Annotated in this window: 17 protein-coding genes; 4 read left to right on the top strand and 13 right to left on the bottom strand. The window is 65.1% G+C overall.

Annotated elements, in window-relative coordinates; genetic code table 11:
- From nusA to pip, 4 genes are all read right to left on the bottom strand, one after another.
- Complete coding sequence (gene nusA / locus LZA78_RS07060) at positions 1–1,611, bottom strand: transcription termination factor NusA (RefSeq protein ID WP_233676238.1); 1,611 nt, start codon at positions 1,609–1,611, stop codon at positions 1–3.
- A gap of 3 nt (positions 1,612–1,614) precedes the next feature.
- Positions 1,615–2,208, bottom strand: coding sequence for a ribosome maturation factor RimP (rimP, locus tag LZA78_RS07055; RefSeq protein WP_233676237.1), 594 nt, complete (start codon positions 2,206–2,208; stop codon positions 1,615–1,617).
- Positions 2,209–2,341: 133 nt separating this feature from the next.
- Positions 2,342–2,800, bottom strand: coding sequence for a tryptophan-rich sensory protein TspO (gene tspO / locus LZA78_RS07050; RefSeq protein WP_233676236.1), 459 nt, complete (start codon positions 2,798–2,800; stop codon positions 2,342–2,344).
- 12 nt (positions 2,801–2,812) lie between these two features.
- Positions 2,813–3,784: a prolyl aminopeptidase gene (gene pip, locus LZA78_RS07045; protein ID WP_233676235.1), complete on the bottom strand. Its 972-nt coding sequence runs from the start codon at positions 3,782–3,784 to the stop codon at positions 2,813–2,815.
- A 66-nt stretch (positions 3,785–3,850) separates the two neighbouring features.
- Between pip and ubiG the strand changes: the two genes are divergently transcribed.
- A complete protein-coding gene (ubiG, locus tag LZA78_RS07040; RefSeq protein WP_233676234.1) occupies positions 3,851–4,594 on the top strand; it encodes a bifunctional 2-polyprenyl-6-hydroxyphenol methylase/3-demethylubiquinol 3-O-methyltransferase UbiG in 744 nt (247 codons plus the stop codon).
- 42 nt (positions 4,595–4,636) lie between these two features.
- Here ubiG and LZA78_RS07035 read toward each other — a convergent pair whose 3' ends face one another.
- Positions 4,637–5,245 carry a L,D-transpeptidase gene (locus LZA78_RS07035; protein ID WP_233676233.1) on the bottom strand — a complete coding sequence of 203 codons (609 nt, stop codon included), beginning with the start codon at positions 5,243–5,245 and terminating at the stop codon, positions 4,637–4,639.
- A 170-nt stretch (positions 5,246–5,415) separates the two neighbouring features.
- Between LZA78_RS07035 and dalA the strand changes: the two genes are divergently transcribed.
- Positions 5,416–5,925 (top strand): divisome-associated lipoprotein DalA, encoded by a 510-nt coding sequence (dalA, locus tag LZA78_RS07030; RefSeq protein WP_233676232.1) that lies wholly within the window; start codon positions 5,416–5,418, stop codon positions 5,923–5,925.
- A 27-nt stretch (positions 5,926–5,952) separates the two neighbouring features.
- Here dalA and LZA78_RS07025 read toward each other — a convergent pair whose 3' ends face one another.
- From LZA78_RS07025 to hslO, 6 genes are all read right to left on the bottom strand, one after another.
- Positions 5,953–6,465, bottom strand: a complete 513-nt coding sequence (locus tag LZA78_RS07025; protein ID WP_233676231.1) for a L,D-transpeptidase family protein — start codon at positions 6,463–6,465, stop codon at positions 5,953–5,955.
- Between the two features lie 67 nt (positions 6,466–6,532).
- Positions 6,533–7,756: a class I SAM-dependent RNA methyltransferase gene (locus LZA78_RS07020; protein WP_233676230.1), complete on the bottom strand. Its 1,224-nt coding sequence runs from the start codon at positions 7,754–7,756 to the stop codon at positions 6,533–6,535.
- A 53-nt stretch (positions 7,757–7,809) separates the two neighbouring features.
- The gene (locus tag LZA78_RS07015) at positions 7,810–9,642 is read right to left on the bottom strand and encodes an ABC transporter ATP-binding protein (protein ID WP_233676229.1); all 1,833 of its coding nucleotides are present in this window, start codon (positions 9,640–9,642) and stop codon (positions 7,810–7,812) included.
- A 58-nt stretch (positions 9,643–9,700) separates the two neighbouring features.
- Positions 9,701–10,846: a CCA tRNA nucleotidyltransferase gene (locus tag LZA78_RS07010; RefSeq protein ID WP_233676228.1), complete on the bottom strand. Its 1,146-nt coding sequence runs from the start codon at positions 10,844–10,846 to the stop codon at positions 9,701–9,703.
- Complete coding sequence (locus LZA78_RS07005) at positions 10,843–11,439, bottom strand: NUDIX hydrolase (protein WP_233676227.1); 597 nt, start codon at positions 11,437–11,439, stop codon at positions 10,843–10,845. Before LZA78_RS07005 ends, LZA78_RS07010 begins: the two co-directional genes overlap by 4 nt.
- The gene (hslO, locus tag LZA78_RS07000) at positions 11,432–12,448 is read right to left on the bottom strand and encodes an Hsp33 family molecular chaperone HslO (RefSeq protein ID WP_233676226.1); all 1,017 of its coding nucleotides are present in this window, start codon (positions 12,446–12,448) and stop codon (positions 11,432–11,434) included. The genes LZA78_RS07005 and hslO overlap by 8 nt, the downstream gene beginning before the upstream one ends.
- A 96-nt stretch (positions 12,449–12,544) precedes the next feature.
- On the opposite strand from hslO, the gene LZA78_RS06995 reads away from it, so the two are divergent.
- Positions 12,545–12,988 carry an NUDIX hydrolase gene (locus tag LZA78_RS06995; RefSeq protein ID WP_233676225.1) on the top strand — a complete coding sequence of 148 codons (444 nt, stop codon included), beginning with the start codon at positions 12,545–12,547 and terminating at the stop codon, positions 12,986–12,988.
- Here the strand turns inward: LZA78_RS06995 and LZA78_RS06990 are convergent.
- Positions 12,985–14,232 carry a PP2C family protein-serine/threonine phosphatase gene (locus LZA78_RS06990; RefSeq protein WP_233676224.1) on the bottom strand — a complete coding sequence of 416 codons (1,248 nt, stop codon included), beginning with the start codon at positions 14,230–14,232 and terminating at the stop codon, positions 12,985–12,987. The genes LZA78_RS06995 and LZA78_RS06990 overlap by 4 nt on opposite strands.
- 189 nt (positions 14,233–14,421) lie before the next feature.
- Here LZA78_RS06990 and LZA78_RS06985 point away from each other — a divergent pair, with 189 nt between their 5' ends.
- Positions 14,422–14,748: an Hpt domain-containing protein gene (locus LZA78_RS06985; protein ID WP_233676223.1), complete on the top strand. Its 327-nt coding sequence runs from the start codon at positions 14,422–14,424 to the stop codon at positions 14,746–14,748.
- A gap of 3 nt (positions 14,749–14,751) precedes the next feature.
- Here LZA78_RS06985 and ilvA read toward each other — a convergent pair whose 3' ends face one another.
- The gene (ilvA, locus tag LZA78_RS06980) at positions 14,752–15,999 is read right to left on the bottom strand and encodes a threonine ammonia-lyase IlvA (RefSeq protein ID WP_233676222.1); all 1,248 of its coding nucleotides are present in this window, start codon (positions 15,997–15,999) and stop codon (positions 14,752–14,754) included.
- Positions 16,000–16,045: the final 46 nt, after the last annotated feature.

The raw sequence follows: 16,045 nt of genomic DNA, 5'->3' as shown, positions 1-16,045 counted from the left end.
TTATTCCTCGATCTCTTCCTCGGTGTCGTCTTCCTCGGCCTCGGCGGCCAGTTCCGACGGATCGACCCAGCCAAGCTGGATGCGCGCGGTCATGATCAGGTCTTGCGCCGCTTCAAGCGAAACGTCGAACTTCTCAAGCAGACCTTCGTCCTTCACGCGCTGGCCATCGACCGTGGTCCAGCCACCGGCCAGTTCCCAGTCGGCGCAGGTCGCGAAGTCTTCCAGCGTCTTGATGCCGTCCTTGGCCAGCGCCTCGATCATCTGCGGGGTCAGGCCCTCGAAGTCGAACAGCGACTGCTCGACGCCCAGTTCCTTGGCCGCTTCGATGGCCTTGCGGTTCTGCTCTTCGATGTAGTCGCGGGCTCGGGCTTGAAGTTCCTCGGCGGTGCCTTCGTCCACACCCTCGATCGAGAGCAGCTCGTCGATATCGACATAGGCCACTTCCTCGAGGTTGGTGAAGCCTTCGGCCACCAGCAGCTGCGCGAAGAACTCGTCCAGATCCAGCGCATCAACGAAGAGCTTGGTGCGCTCGGCGAACTCGGCCTGACGACGTGCCGATTCCTCGGCTTCGGTCAGGATGTCGATGTCGAGACCCGTCAGCTGCGAGGCCAGACGCACGTTCTGACCGCGGCGACCGATGGCGAGCGAGAGCTGCTCGTCGGGCACCACGACCTCGATCTTGCCGGCTTCCTCGTCGAAGACGACCTTCGAGACCTCGGCCGGCTGCAGCGCGTTCACGAGGAACGTCGCGGTGTCTTCGTTCCACGGAATGATGTCGATCTTCTCGCCCTGAAGCTCGCCCACCACGGCCTGCACGCGCGAGCCGCGCATACCGACGCAGGCGCCGACCGGGTCGATCGAGTTATCGTTGCTCAGCACGGCGATCTTGGCGCGCGAACCCGGATCGCGGGCGACGGCCTTGATCTGAATGATGCCGTCATAGATTTCCGGCACTTCCATCTTGAACAGTTCCGCCATGAACTGCGGATCGGTGCGTGACAGGAAGATCTGCGGGCCACGGGTCTCGCGGCGCACGTCTTTGACATAGGCGCGGATACGGTCGTTCGGGCGATAGGATTCGCGGCCGATCTTCTCGTTGCGGCGCAGGATGGCTTCGCCACGGCCAATATCGACGATGATATTGCCGTATTCCTCGCGCTTGACCACGCCGTTGATGATCGTGCCCTTGCGGTCCTTGAATTCGTCGAACTGGCGATCACGCTCGGCTTCGCGGACCTTTTGCAAGATGACCTGCTTGGCCGATTGCGCGGCGATACGACCCAGATCGACCGGGGGAACCTCGTCGATGACCTCGTCGCCCACCTTCGGGTCGGCCAGATACTGCTTGGCCTGCGCGACGGTCAGCTCTGCCTGGTAGTTCTCCAGCGCCTCGTCCTCGACCACGGTGCGCACACGCGTGAAGGTCGCGCGGCCCGACTTGCGGTCGATATGGACGCGGATGTCCATCTCGGCACCATACCGTGACTTGGCGGCACGGGCGAGGCTGTCTTCCATCGCCTGGATCACCAGATCCGGGTCGATCATCTTCTCGCGCGCGACGGCCTCGGCGGTCTGCAGAAGTTCCAGCTGGTTGGCAGAGGTAATTGCCATCTCTCAGTTCTCCTCGTCGGGGGAATTCGTGTCTTCGGTTTCGATGTCGTCGAATTGGCTCTCGTCGATGATGCCCGCATCCTTGCGTTGGCGCAGCATCTCGGCGATCAACTCGTCGGTCAGGATCAGCTTGGCATCGGCCAGCCAGTCGAATTGCAGGCCGATGGTGACCATCTCGCCCTGTTCTTCAATCTCTATCAGCACCTCGTCGCCCTCGGTGCCGCGCAGAATGCCCTTGAAGCGCTTGCGCCCGTCGATCTGCTCGAAGGTTTCGATGCGGGCCTCGTAGCCCTCCCACATGTCGAAATCCTTCAGGCGCGTCAGCGGACGGTCGATGCCGGGCGACGAGACCTCAAGCGTGTAATTCTCCTCGATCGGATCCTCGACGTCGAGCACGGCCGAAACGGCGGTCGAGATCGCGGCGCAGTCATCCACGTCGATGCCGCCCTCGGGGCGGTCGGCCATGATCTGCAACAGCGGATGGCGTCCGCCTTGCAGGCGGATGCGCACCAGCTCGAATCCCAGCCCCTCGATGGTGGGGGCGACAATTTCTGCCAGACGCCGGTCGATGGCGGTCTTGGCGATCAGGTCGGTCATCTTCCGATCCTTCAAAACAAAAAACGGGCCAGAGCGGCCCGTTGCACTTCTCCGGTGGGCGCCAGGTTTGGACCCCGGCACGCCGCTGTTGATGTGCAGATACGCTTTTACAGGGGATTCCGCAAGCAGAACTTCAGAGCGCGCGGTTGTCGCGCCAGATCCGCCAGTTCAATGCGGCCGCAAGGCTTAGCCAGATCAGGTAAGGCGCGACCAGCAGCCCCGCGACAAGATCATGCCGCAGGAAAGCCACCCCCATCGCCGCCACCGCCCACCATAGAAGCACGATTACCGCCATACCGAATCCCATGCGTCGCGCCCCGAAGAAGACCGGCGTCCAGAGGGTATTGAGCGCGATCTGAAGCGCGAAAATGACAAGCGCAAACTGACTGCCCTCGACCCCCGCGACCCGCGCGGCGGCATAGGCGACCGAGACGTAGAGATAGCTCCAGACCACCGGAAACACCCATCCGGGCGGGGTGAAGGCGGGCTTGCGCAGCGCGGCATACCAATCGCCGGGCTTGAACACCATGCCGGTCGCTGCCGCCGCGCAGGAGGCGGCCAGAAACATAAGAAAGTAGCCCAGAACGGTCATGCGCCCCCGCCCTCAGTGCCGTAGCGCGTCCATCGCGCGCACGAGGGCCGCGGTGATGCCCGGCTCGCTCAGCGCGTGGCCCGCAGCGGGCACCATGCGCAACTGCGCCTGCCGCCAGCCCTTCGTCAGCCGCCAGCTGGAGATCGGCGGGCAGATCATGTCCATCCGGCCCTGAACGACAATGGCGGGGATATGCTCGATCCGGGCGCGGTCGCGCAGGATCTGGCCATCTTCCTCAAGGAAGGCGGCGTTGCTGAAATAGTGGTTCTCCAGCCGAGCAAAGGCGCGGGCGTAATCGGCGGGCGCCTCGCCGGGAAAGCCGTCATACTCGACCGAGGCCAGCGCGTTTTCCCACATCGCCCAATGGCGGCCAAAGCGCGCCTCTTCGGCGAAGTCGCCCGAGAAGAGCCGCTTGTGATAGGCGCCGATCAGGTCGGCGCGCTCATCCTCGGGGATCGGGCGGATGAATTGCTCCCACAGGTCGGGGAAGAACTGGCCCGCGCCGCCCGCGTAGAACCACTCAAGCTCTGCCTGCGTCGCAAGGAAGACCCCACGCAGCACCAGCGCCTGCACCCGGTCAGGATGGGTCTGGGCATAGATCAGCGACAGCGTCGCGCCCCAGCTGCCGCCAAACACCATCCAGGCGTCGATGCCCAGGATCTTGCGAATCCGCTCCATATCCGAAACGAGATGCCAGGTCGTGTTGTCCTCGACCGAGGCGAAGGGCTTCGACAACCCGCAGCCACGCTGGTCGAACAGGATCACGCGGTAATGCGCCGGGTCGAAGTAGCGCCGCATCTGCGGGCTGCACCCACCCCCCGGACCGCCGTGACACACGATCACCGGCTGGCCCTGCGGATGGCCCGACTGCTCGACGTAAATGCGATGGCCGTCGCCCATGTCGAGCATCCGCTGATCGAAGGGCTCGATCGGCGGGTAAAGAAAGGCGCCCGATGTGCGCTTTTGCCCTGCGGTTCTGTCCATGATCAGACTATATAACGCGTTGAGCGCCCCCGCCATGGGGGCCGGACAAATTCGAGAGGTAGATCCATGCAAGGCGCTGCAAGCAGCATCGACCCGGCCGAAGTGGCGAAATTCGAGGCGATGGCCGCCGAATGGTGGGACCCGAATGGCAAGTTCAAGCCGCTGCATATGCTCAACCCCTGCCGCCTGGATTACATCACCACCCAGATCGCCGCGCAATTCGGGCGCGACCTGAAGGTCCCGCGCCCGTTCGAGGGGCTGCGCATCCTCGATATCGGCTGCGGCGGCGGGTTGCTGTCCGAGCCGATGGCCCGCCTTGGCGCCACCGTCGTTGGCGCCGACGCGGCCGAACGCAACATCCCCGTCGCGCGCCTCCATGCCGAGCAATCGGGCCTTGAGATCGAATACCGCCACTGCGCCGCCGAGGATCTGGCCGCCGCGGGCGAGCAGTTCGACGTGGTTCTGGCGATGGAAATCATCGAGCATGTCGCCGTGCCGCAGGATTTCGTGAACACCTGCGCGGGGCTGCTGAAATCGGGCGGGCTGATGCTGTGCTCGACCCTCAACCGCAATGCCAAAAGCTACATGGTCGCGATCGTGGGGGCCGAGCAGATCATGCGCTGGCTGCCAAAGGGCACGCATGAGTGGTCGAAATTCATCACCCCGGATGAGCTTTACGCCCTGATCCGCGCCTCGGGCCTTGATCCGGTGGATCGCAAGGGGATGGTGTTCAACCCGCTCTCCTGGCGCTGGTCGATCTCGGATCGTGACCTGTCGGTGAATTACGTCACCGCCAGCGTCAAAAGATAAGGGGCGCCCAAGGCGCCCCGTTCATACGATATCCCGCAACGGTCAGATCAGCAGCACCTGCGTGCCGACCTTGGCGTAGCCGAACAGCTCCTTGATATGCTCGTTGTAAAGGCCCACGCAGCCGTTCGACGACTTGCGCCCGATCTTGCGCGTGTCGTGGGTGCCGTGGATGCGGTAATACTGCCAGCTAAGGTAGAGCGCATGGGTGCCAAGCGGGTTATCCGGCCCGGCGGGCACGAAATCCGGCCAGTCAGGGTTGCGTTCTTTCATTGAGGGGGTCGGCGACCAGGTCGGGCCCTCGACCTTGCGGATCACCTCGGTGCGGCCACGGCGCGTCAACTCTTCCGACACCGGAACCGAGGTCGGGAAGAGGCGATAGATCGACTGATCCTCGGACCAGTAATGCAGCGCGCGCGAGACGGTATCGACCAGAATCGCGCCGTTCTTGAGGTTGCTGAAGTAGGGCTGCCACTCAAGCGCGCGGAAACTCGACATATTTCGCCGCATGTTGGTATAGGCGTTTTCCTCGTGCTGCACGACGCCCGCATCGAGCGTCTGTGCGAAGCCGGCCGGCGCCGCGAGGCTGGCACCGGCGAAGACCGCAGTGCTCAGGAAGGCCCGGCGATCGAGGGTTTTGCGCGCAATAGTCATGGTCGAACTCCGTTTCGCCCAAGAGAGGCGTCGATTCGCTGCTTCATTATTGCGCGCCGCCAGCAGAAGCAAATCAAACCGCCGTCATCACGCGGTCTCACGAAACTGTTGGTTTGCAGGGGTGCACACAAGAGTGTAAGCCTCTGCCGAAAATTCAAGGGGCTCCACCGATGAACTTTGTAAAGACGCTGCTACTGCTTGGCGCGATGGCGCTTGCGGCCTGTCAGCCGACCGAGCCCGTGCTCGGCCCCGACGGCAAGCCTTTGCCGCAGGTCTATCGGATCAGCACCAAGGACGCGGAACTTATACCTCTGCGCGTACTTGAGTCGGTCAATTCGCTGCGCGCCGTCCGGGGGACGCCCCCCATGATGCTGAACGAGCAGCTTCGGGTAGCTGCCGAAGCCCATTCGCGCGATATGGCCGCTCAGAACCGCGCCTGGCACTGGGGGTCCGATCTCTCGTCCATGCTAGATCGAGGCGTACGTGCGGGATACCCAGGGCAGGTTCTTCGTGAGAACGTCAACGAAAGCTATGAAACTGAGATCGAGACACTGTCCGCCTGGATGGGCGCTCCTGACACGCGCGACACGATCCTCGACCCGGCCGCGACCCAGATGGGCTTTGGCTGGTATCAGGAGCCTTCGGGAAAGATCTGGTGGACGATGGTCACCGGAAACTGAAAAAGGGCCCCGCGGGGCCCTTTTCGTTTACGGAAACAGGAAAACCGGTGTGCCGTTGGCGACCATGGCGTAGATCTCTTCGATCTCGGGGTCGGTGACGGCGACGCAGCCCGCCGTCCAGTCCTTGCCGCGGCCCCGGTCCTTGCCCGCGCGGCCATGGATGAAGATGTCGCCGCCGGGCTTCTTGCCCTGCGCCTCGGCAAAAGCCGTGTCCTGCGGGTTCGGATAGGAAATCCCCAGAGACAGGTGATAGGCCGAGTTCGGATTGCGCCGGTTGATGAAGTACAGCCCCTCGGGCGTCTTGCCGTCGCCTTCGAACTCCTTCTTGCCGACCGGGTTGCCACCAAGGGCAACCTTGTATTCCCTGACCAAGGTCTGTTCCGAGAACAGGTACATCACGCGCGCGGCCTTGTGGACCTGCACCTGAGTGATTGGCGGACCCGAATAGGAATGGAATTTCTGCGCGACCTGCGCGCTGTCGCCGCAAGCGGCGAGAAGGCCCAGAGAGCCAAGACCCATGAGGGCGGTACGACGGTGCATTTTCTGCCTGTTATGACTGCTCGTTTTGTCCACAACCTATCTCAAATCAGGGTGCGGCGAAAGGCTGCTAGCCTCGCCGGAACCGCGCCGCAAGCTCGATATGCGAGGACCAGCGGAACTGATCCACCACGATCAGATCGGCCAGCGCAAAGCCCGCATCGATCAGCAGCTGCGCATCGCGGGCGAAAGTGACCGGATTGCAGGAAACATAGGCAAGTTCGCGCGTTTTCGAGGCACAGATTTCACGCACCTGCGCCTCGGCCCCGGCGCGCGGCGGGTCGATCACGATCGCGTCATAACGGTCCAGTTCATCGGGCAAGAGCGGGCGGCGAAACAGGTCGCGCGCCTCATGCGTTACACGTTTGAGCCCCTGCGCCCCGCGCCATCCTCGGTCGAGCGCCTCGAGCATCGTGGCCTCACCCTCGACCGCATGGACCTCGGCGCGGTCGGCAAGGGCAAGCGCGAAGGTGCCGCAACCCGCGAAAAGATCCGCGATCCGGTCGGCGCCCGCAAGCGCCGCGCGCACGATACCGACCAGCGCGGCCTCGCCTTCTTCGGTGGCTTGCAGGAAAGCGCCGGGGGGCGGCGTGACCCGCGCACGGCCGAAGCTTTGCAGCGCGGGGCGGCGCGCGGCGACGGTCTCGCCGTTCCAAGACAGGCGTGCGAGGTCATGATCGCGCGCAAGGCCCGAGAGAGATTCGAACAGCGCAGGGTCCATCTCCTTGCCGCCCTGTGCCGCCATCTCGACACCGGCCTCCGACAAGGTCAGGGCAAAGGCCACCTCGCCCTTGCGCGAGGCCCCAAGCGCGGTCGCGGCGTGCAGCGCGGGTATCTTTTCCATCAGTTCGGGGCGCAGGATCAGGCACTCGGGCACCTCGACCAGCGTATCCGAGGCCCGCGCGTGGAAACCTACCAGCGTACCCTTCTTGGTGCGCCGCCCGGCCAGCGTCGCACGGCGGCGGGCATGGAGTGGCGAGGTCTCGACCCGCGTCACCTGCGCCGCGATCCCGCGTGCCGAGAGCGCATTCTCGACCACCTCGGCCTTCCAGCGCGCAACGAAAGCGTCCGAGGCATGTTGCAGCACGCAGCCGCCGCAGGCGCGGTAATGCGGACACGGCGCTTTCACGCGCTCGGGCGAGGGGGTGACGATCTTGGCTTGCGCGATGCGACCGCCCTCGGCCTCGCCCTCGACCTGCTCGCCCGGCAGGGCCATGGCGACATGCACGGACCCTTCCGGGCCGTGGGCAACCGCATCGGCATGCAGCGACAGGCGTTCGATGGTGAGCAACATGGCAATCCCCTTTTGCCGCCCGATTAGCAGGGGGCGGGGGCGCGCGCCAAGGCTTATTGCGCGGCTTCGGTTTGCGCGTCCTCATCCGTGCCGATGAATCCACCCGACTGGCGGTTCCAGTAGCGCGCGTAAAGCCCGCCGCGTTCGAGCAGTTCGGCATGGCTACCCTGCTCGACGATGCGGCCCTGATCCATAACCACGATCCGGTCCATCTGCGCGATGGTCGAAAGCCGGTGCGCGATGGCCAGCACGGTCTTGCCCGCCATCACCCGCGACAGCGCCTGTTGGATCGAAGCCTCGACCTCGCTGTCCAGTGCCGATGTCGCCTCATCCAGAACAAGGATCGGCGCATCCTTGAGGAAAGCGCGCGCGAGCGCGATCCGCTGACGCTGCCCGCCCGACAGCTTCACGCCACGCTCGCCCAGGGCCGCGTCATAGCCGTGCTTGCCGGTGTGATCGACAAGGCCCTCGATGAACTCATGCGCCTCGGCGGCCTTGGCGGCGGCGATCATCTCGGCCTCGGTGGCGTCGGGGCGGCCATAAAGGATATTCTCGCGTGCCGAGCGGTTGAACATCGCGGTTTCCTGCGTGACCATGGCGATCTGGCGGCGCAGGCTTTCCTGCGTGAGGCCGCGCACATCCTGCCCGTCGATCAGCACCGCGCCCTTCTCGGCATCGTAAAGCCGCAAAAGCAGCGCGACGAGCGTCGATTTCCCCGCGCCCGAGGCACCGACGATGCCGATCCGCTCGCCGGGGTGGATGGTCAGGGCGATATCCTCGACCCCGCCAGTGCGCCGCCCATAGGCAAAGCTGACATGGTCAAAGGCGATCTCGCCGCGCGAGGTGGCGATGGCGCGCGCGTCTGGTGCGTCGCTCAGCGTATGGGCGGGGGCAAGGGTGCGCATCCCGTCCTCGACCTCGCCGATATTGCCCCACATGCCCATCAGCGCCTGCGACACCCAACCCGACATCTGGGCAATGCGGATCGACACGGCACCTGCGGCGGCAATATCGCCAACCGAGGCCTGCCCGCGCTGCCACATCAGGATCGCCGCGCCGACCAGGATGACCGGCAGCAGTCCCGAAAACGCCATCTGCGTCGCGCGATACCAGGTCTGGATCACGCCGAACTCGCGCGCTTTCAGGCGGAACTTCTCCATCGCGCCAAGGGCCGCGCGGTCTTCGTGATCGGAATGGGCGAACAGCTTGACCGTCTTGATATTGGTAATCGTATCTACCACCTGCCCCGTTACCATGGCGCGGGCCGAGGCGCGCTCTTTCGAGCGGGCACGGACGCGGGGCAGGAAGGCGCGGATCAGCAGGAAGTAAAGCACCATCCAGATCGCCAGCGCCAGCGCCCCCCATTTGTCGATCCCCATGAGAAGCGCGATCGAACCAATGACCGAGGCCAGCGCGAACATCACCGTGTTGACCATCTCCGAGGCCACATCGGTCACCGCCCGCGCGGTCTGCATCTGCTTTTGCGCGATGCGCCCGGCGAAATCATTGTCGAAGAAGGTGACCGACTGGCCCATCGTCCAGCGGTGCAGCCGCGACAGCACTAGCGGCATCACATTGGGGTTGATGAGCAGGTTCGAGGTCGAGGACGACAGGCCGAAGGCCATGGGCCGCAGCACGAGGTAGAAGACAACGAAGCCGACCAGCAGCGTCCAGTGCTCGGCAAACACCGTGGCCGGATCGGCGGAGGTGGCGGTATCGACAACGCGCCCCAAGAGCCAGGCCGAGATCACCTCCATCGAGCCTGCAAGCGCGGCCATGGTTCCCGCTACGAACAGGGCGGGCCATGCCCCGGTCAGGCACCAGCGGAAAAAGGCGCCCAGGCGTTGCGGCGGTGGCCCCTCGGCGGGGCGGAAGGCGTCGATCATCAGGTTCTCACTTTCACCCGCAGGATATATGTCTGCGGCGCCAAAGGGAAAGAGCGGCCTAGCCGAGCAGATCGTCGCGGGTCGGCTGAAAATCCTCGGTGATCCAGCGGGTCTCAAGTGCGCGCAGCCGCGCACCAAGGGCCACACCTTGAAGGCCGGGCATCAGATCGGCGGCGGTGACAGGGAACACCTGCGCCGCACCGCGCAGGATCGGCGCGCGCCAGTCATCCGGCAGCGGCTGGCCAAGCGAGGCCGCGCGGATCAGCGCGGCGTCGGCTGCCGCCTCGGCCCCGAAGCGATAGCCAAGCGCGGCGGGGGCCGCGTCGCTTTGCAGTGCCGCACGAATCTGCTCCAGCCCGCGCAGCTCGGCCTTGGACAGGCGCAGCCGTTCGGCCGGGTCTTCGCCGCCAAGTGCGGCAAGCCGGCGCAGGAAAGCGGGCGCGGTGCCATCCTCAAGATGCACCAGCGGCGCAATCGCGCGGGTATCGGCGCCGGGCAGCACATGGGCCAAAACCCCCGTCGCCTCCATCGCAGCCAATGCGGGCGCGGGATCGGGTGCGGCCAGAAGCCTGCGCATCTCATGCCCCACCCGCTCACGCGAGAGACCATCGAGGCCAAGCGCGTGTTCGGCGCAGGCCGAAAGTCCGTCGGGGTCGATCCCGATCGCGGGATCGCCATACCAGGCGGTAAAACGGAAGAAGCGCAGGATCCGCAGGTAATCCTCGCGGATGCGCTGATCAGGATCGCCCACGAAGCGCAGATGCCGCGCGGCCAGATCGGCTAGCCCCTGCCCAAGCGGATCAAGCACCGTGCCATCGGCGCGGGCGTAAAGCGCGTTCATGGTGAAATCGCGCCGCGCCGCGTCTTCCTCGATCCGGCTCGAAAATTCGACCGTGGCATGACGACCATGCGTTTCGACATCGCGGCGGAACGTGGTGATCTCATGCGGTTCATGCGCCGCAACAACTGTGACGGTGCCGTGGTCGATCCCCGTGGGCACCGATTTGAGACCGGCGGCCTGCGCAAGCTCGATGACGCGCTGCGGGACGGCATCGGTGGCGATATCCATATCGGTCACGGCGGCGCCGATCAGCGCGTTGCGCACGCAGCCGCCCACGAGCAGCGCCTGATGGCCGCCCGCCTCCAGCATGGCCAGCACCTGTTGCAGATGCGCGGCCTCGATCCACTTGCCCGTCAGTTTCATTCCACCATCCGGTCGCCCAGTGCTCGCAGCATACGCGCGGTTGCGCCCCAGATGTAATAGGGCCCGAAGGGCGCCACGTAATAGCTGCGCCAGGTGCCGCGCCAGCGCCGCCGCTCGACCCGGAAATTGGCCGGGTTGGCGATATGGGCGAAGGGCACGGTGAAGACCTCTTCGACCTCGCCCGCCTCGGGGATCGGGGTGAAGGGCGTGTGGATGCGCGCGACAACCGGCGTCACGTTGAAACTGGTGACGGTTTCATGCGCCTCGAGCGTGCCAAGAATTTCCAGATTGCCGGGCGGCAGGCCGATCTCCTCCTGCGCCTCGCGCAGGGCGGCGTCGATCGGGCCGCTGTCCTCGGGCTCCTGCTTGCCGCCGGGAAAGGCGATCTGGCCGGGATGGTGTTTCAGATGCGAACTGCGCTTGGTCAGATAAAGCTGCAAGCCGTCGCGCGTGGCCTCGAAAGCCACAAGGACGGCGGCCGGGCGCAGCACCCGGTTATCCGGCAGGAAGACCCCCGGATTGAGATCGTAGTCCGACGAGGGCCGCCCCGGACGGGCCAGGGCGGCCAGGACCGGGGCAAGCGGATCACTCATCGACGCGCTCCTTCGGGCTGCCATCGGGATTGACCGTCGCCTCGAACCCAAGGCTTTGCGGGTCGAACTCGTAATGTGCGCCGCAGAACTGGCAATCGGCGGTGACGCGGCCATCTTCGGTCGTCATGTGACGGATGTCCTTGGCCGAGTAGATCGCCAGACTGTCGCGCACCCGCGATTCCGAACAGGTGCAGCCGAACTCGATGCGCTGCGGATCGAAGACGCGCGGGCCTTCCTCGTGGAAGAGCCGCACCAGCAGGTCGGTCGGATGCACGGTCGGGCCGATCAGTTCCATCTCCTCGACAGTATCGAGCAGGTGGTTGACGCGGTTCCAGTTCTCTTCCTCGTCGCCTTCAAGGATGTCGGTGTGCTGCAGCAGCCCCGCCTCGCCCGAACCTTCCTTGGCTGCGAAGGGCGACGCCTTTGGCATCACCTGCAACATCACGCCACCGGCGCGCCAATGCTCGCCCTGACCCGGCAGGGTCGAGCGGCCGTAGGACATGGCAAAGCGGGTCGGCAGCTGCTCGGACTGCGCGAAATAGGTCTGCGCGCAGGAGATCAGCGAGCCGCCCGCCAAAGGCGTGATCCCCTGATAGGGCACGGTGCCCTCGCCCTGGTCGATCAGGATGGCAAAGTAGCCGTCACCGATCTGGCTGAACGGGTCGGCCTCGGGTTCGAGCCGCTCGACGTCAAAGCTGGCCCAGCCGCGGATACGCGCGGGCTGGCCATCGGAGGTGGGGCCGTAGTAGTCGGTCGCGAGGATGCGGATCGGGCCATTGCCGCGCACCTGGATCGACAGCTTCCAGCGCAGCTTGATCGTCTGGCCGATCATCGCGGTCAGCAGCGCGACCTCGGCCACCAGGGCCTCGACGATCGCCGGATAGTCATGTTGCGCCAGAACCTGCTCCAGAACGCCATCCAGCCGCGCCACCCGGCCGCGCACGTCGGAACGGTCGAGCTGGAACGGCAGGACAGTATCGTCCCATGCGATTTGAGATAGCGTGGTCATTCGGGTTCCTTGGGGGTTTTCCATCAGCCCGAAGGCTGGCATACCGCGCCTATATAGGCACAACAGCCGAAAGACCCAAGGGGGCAAGGAGCCGGCATGATCCGCAGGTTTGGAGAGCCCGTCGTGCGCGAGCGCACATATCGCCGTCGTCCCGGCGCCTATGCCGTGCTGATGCGCGACGGCGCGCTGCTGGTCACCCATCAGGCCGAACCCACGCCCGAGTTTCAGCTGCCCGGCGGCGGCATCGACCCCGGCGAAAGCCCGGTGCGCGCCCTGCACCGCGAGGTTTACGAGGAAACCGGCTGGAGCATCGCCACCCCGCGCCGGATCGGCACCTACCGGCGCTTTGTCTACATGCCGGAATACGATCTCTGGGCCGAGAAACTCTGCATGATCTACCTTGCGCGCCCGGTCCTGCGCCTTGGCCCGCCGACCGAGACAGGCCACAGCGCAATCTGGATGGAGCCGGAGGCCGCGCTAGAGCAGCTTGCGAACTCGGGCGACCGGCATTTCCTGGCGCAGGCAATCGCCGGACTTTAGGCGAGCAGCCCGCGCATCTCGTCGAACTCGAACAGCACGCCCGAGACGTCATCGGCCAGCTCGCCCCCGGCAAAGCGGTCGATCTTTTCATAGACCGCATTCAGGAAGGCCTCGCCGCGCAGCCCGGCGGCGGCCTCGATGATTTCGGCCAAGCGCTCCTCGCCCAGCAGATTCGCGTCTGCGGCGGCGGCCTCGGTGATCCCGTCCGACATCAGGAACAGCCGATCGCCCGGATTGAGCCTCGCCGTCACGGTCTCATATTCCGCGCCCTCGATCAGCCCGACCGGCAGGCCGCCGTCGCCAAGATACTCGACCGCGCCCGAGGCCCGCTGGATCGCCGGATAGGGATGGCCCGCCTGCACCAGCTCGACCCGCCCCGAGACCAGATCGACATCGGCATAGATCAGCGTGAAATAGCTGTCGGTCTGCATCTCGGCCAACACCAGCCGGTTGAGATAGGCGGCAAGCTCGGCCGGGGGGCGGGCATCGCAATGGCCGTAGCTGGCGGGAACAAGGGCGATGTTCTGCTCGGGCGTCGCGCCCGACAGATAGCCCGCCAACCGCGCCGTCATCAGCGCCGAGGTGATCCCGTGCCCCGCCACATCCAACCCGAACAGCGCCACGCGATGCGCGTTGATCGGGAAGAACCCGACCAGATCGCCGCCAACATGACCCGAGGGCCGCAGCATCAGCGACACCTGCGCCGTCCCGAATGAGCGGTATCGCTCCCGCACAAGGCTTTGCTGCAGCTTGCAGGCCTCGGTCAGGTCGCGGTCGATGACGTCGTAAAGCCCCTGCAACTCTCCCAGCGCCGAAGACAGCAGGCGGTTCTTCTCCTGCAGCTGCCGCTCCATGGTCAGGATACGCTCGCCCGCGCTCAGCCTTGCGCGCAGCTCTTCTCCGCTGATCGGCTTGGCCAGAAAATCGTCGGCGCCGCTTTCCAGACCCTGCGCCACCTCGTTCTTGTCGGTCTTCGAGGTCAGCAGGACGAAATAGCCATAGCCTTTACGCGGCATCTCTCGGAACGCGCGGCAGAAATCGAGCCCCGACATGCCCGGCATCATCCAGTCGGAAAGCACGATATCGGGCGCGTTCACGGCACAGATCGCCAACGCCTCTTCGGCATTGCCCGCCTCGATCACCTCATAGCCCGAACGCGCCAGCTGCGCCGAGAGGATACGGCGCTGCATCCGGCTGTCATCGACCACCAGAACGCGGCGCGGGGCTGCATCCGCCGCGGGCATCCCCGGCCGGGTTGATTGTGTCGTCTGTTCAAGCACCTTGGACCCATCGCACAAATACCGTCTGCGCCGATCCTGCGCCGACGGGTTTTAAGATCGCGTGAATCCCTGCGCGCAATGGCATTAAAACTTGCGAAAGGAATGGCGCCTAACCTGAAGGTCAGTCAGGGTTTCAGTGCGTCGGAGGTCACGGTGATTGATTGGCAAAGGGTTCTCGACCTGCATAAGGAAATCGGTGCCGAAGGATTGGCCGAGGTGCTGGAACTGTTCCTCGACGAGGTCGAAACCGTCACCATGCGCCTTGGCCGCACGCCCGACCTGCTCGAGGAAGACCTGCATTTTCTGAAAGGCTCGGCCTGGAACCTCGGCTTTCGTGACTTCGGTGCGCTGTGCCAGGACGGCGAGCGAAAGGCCGCCGCCGGCCACGTAGCGGCCATCGACATCACGGCCATCCTTGCCTGCTACACCGAATCGAAGTCGATGTTCCTGGCGCGGATCGAGACGGTTCTGGCGGCCTGAGCCTCAGACCAGGAACTCGGCCAGCGTCTCGTCCTCGGTGATGTCGCGGTAGGTGAACCCAGCCGCGTCGAGCTTGCCGGTCAGCAGATCGAAATTCTGCGCCTGTTTCGTCTCGATCCCGATCAGGACCGAACCGAAGTTGCGCGCCGATTTCTTGAGGTATTCGAACCGCGCGATATCGTCGTCGGGGCCTAGCATCTGCAGGAATTCGCGCAGCGCGCCGGGGCGCTGAGGCATCCGCAGGATGAAGTATTTCTTCAGCCCCGAGTACCGCTGCGCGCGTTCCTTGACCTCGGGCAGGCGCTCGAAATCGAAGTTCCCCCCCGAAGTGACGCAGACCACGGTCTTACCGCGAATCTCCTCGGCCAGTTCGGGCAGCACATCGACCGACATCGCGCCTGCGGGTTCCAGAACGATCCCCTCGATATTGAGCATCTCGAGCATGGTGATGCAGATCCGATCCTCGGGGGCGAGCAGGATCTGTTCGGGGCGCACCCAGTCAAGCGCCGCAAAGGGCAGCGCACCGATCCGCGCCACCGCCGCGCCATCGACAAAGCTGTTGACCTGGCGCAGCGTCACCGGCACGCGCGCGGCGACGGCCGCGGTCAGGCTGGCACCGCCGAGCGGTTCGACAAAGCGGAACTCGGTCGCCGGGGCGGTCGCGCGCAGATAGCCCGTGACGCCAGCGGCAAGGCCGCCGCCGCCCACCGGCAGGATCACCAGATCGGGCGCGCGGCCCAGCTGGTCCAGTATCTCGACACCGACCGAGGCCTGCCCCTCGATCACGTCCGTATCGTCGAAGGGCGCCAGGAAATGCGCGCGCGCCTCGGCGCAGTACTCCTTCGAGGCCGCCAGCGTCTGGTCAAAATAGTCGCCCGTCAGCACGATCTCGATCGCGTCGCCGCCGAAGGTCTTGGTCTTGTCGATCTTCTGCTGCGGCGTGGTGACCGGCATGAAGATCGTCCCCTTCACGCCGAAATACCGGCAGGCGAAGGCCACGCCCTGCGCGTGGTTGCCCGCGCTCGCGCAGACGAAATGCGCGGCCTGCGCATCGCGCTCGCGCAGCTTGCGCATGGCGGTGAAGGCCCCGCGCAGCTTGTAGCTGCGCACCGGCGTCAGATCCTCGCGCTTGAGCCAGATATCGGCCTCATAGCGCTTGGACAGGTGATCGTTGCGCTGAAGCGGCGTCGGCTCGAACAACGCGCGCAGCGCACGGGTGGCAGCAAGGGCGGCAAGGGCAAATTCACTCATGCCTTCTGCTCTGGCGCGCGTTGGGCCGTTAGGCAAGAGACTTTCC

Source organism: Rhodobacter flavimaris (assembly GCF_021378075.1).
Classification (GTDB): Bacteria; Pseudomonadota; Alphaproteobacteria; order Rhodobacterales; family Rhodobacteraceae; genus Rhodobacter; species Rhodobacter flavimaris.
Note: the sequence above shows the minus strand (reverse complement) of the source record. Positions and strands in the feature narration are given on the sequence as shown.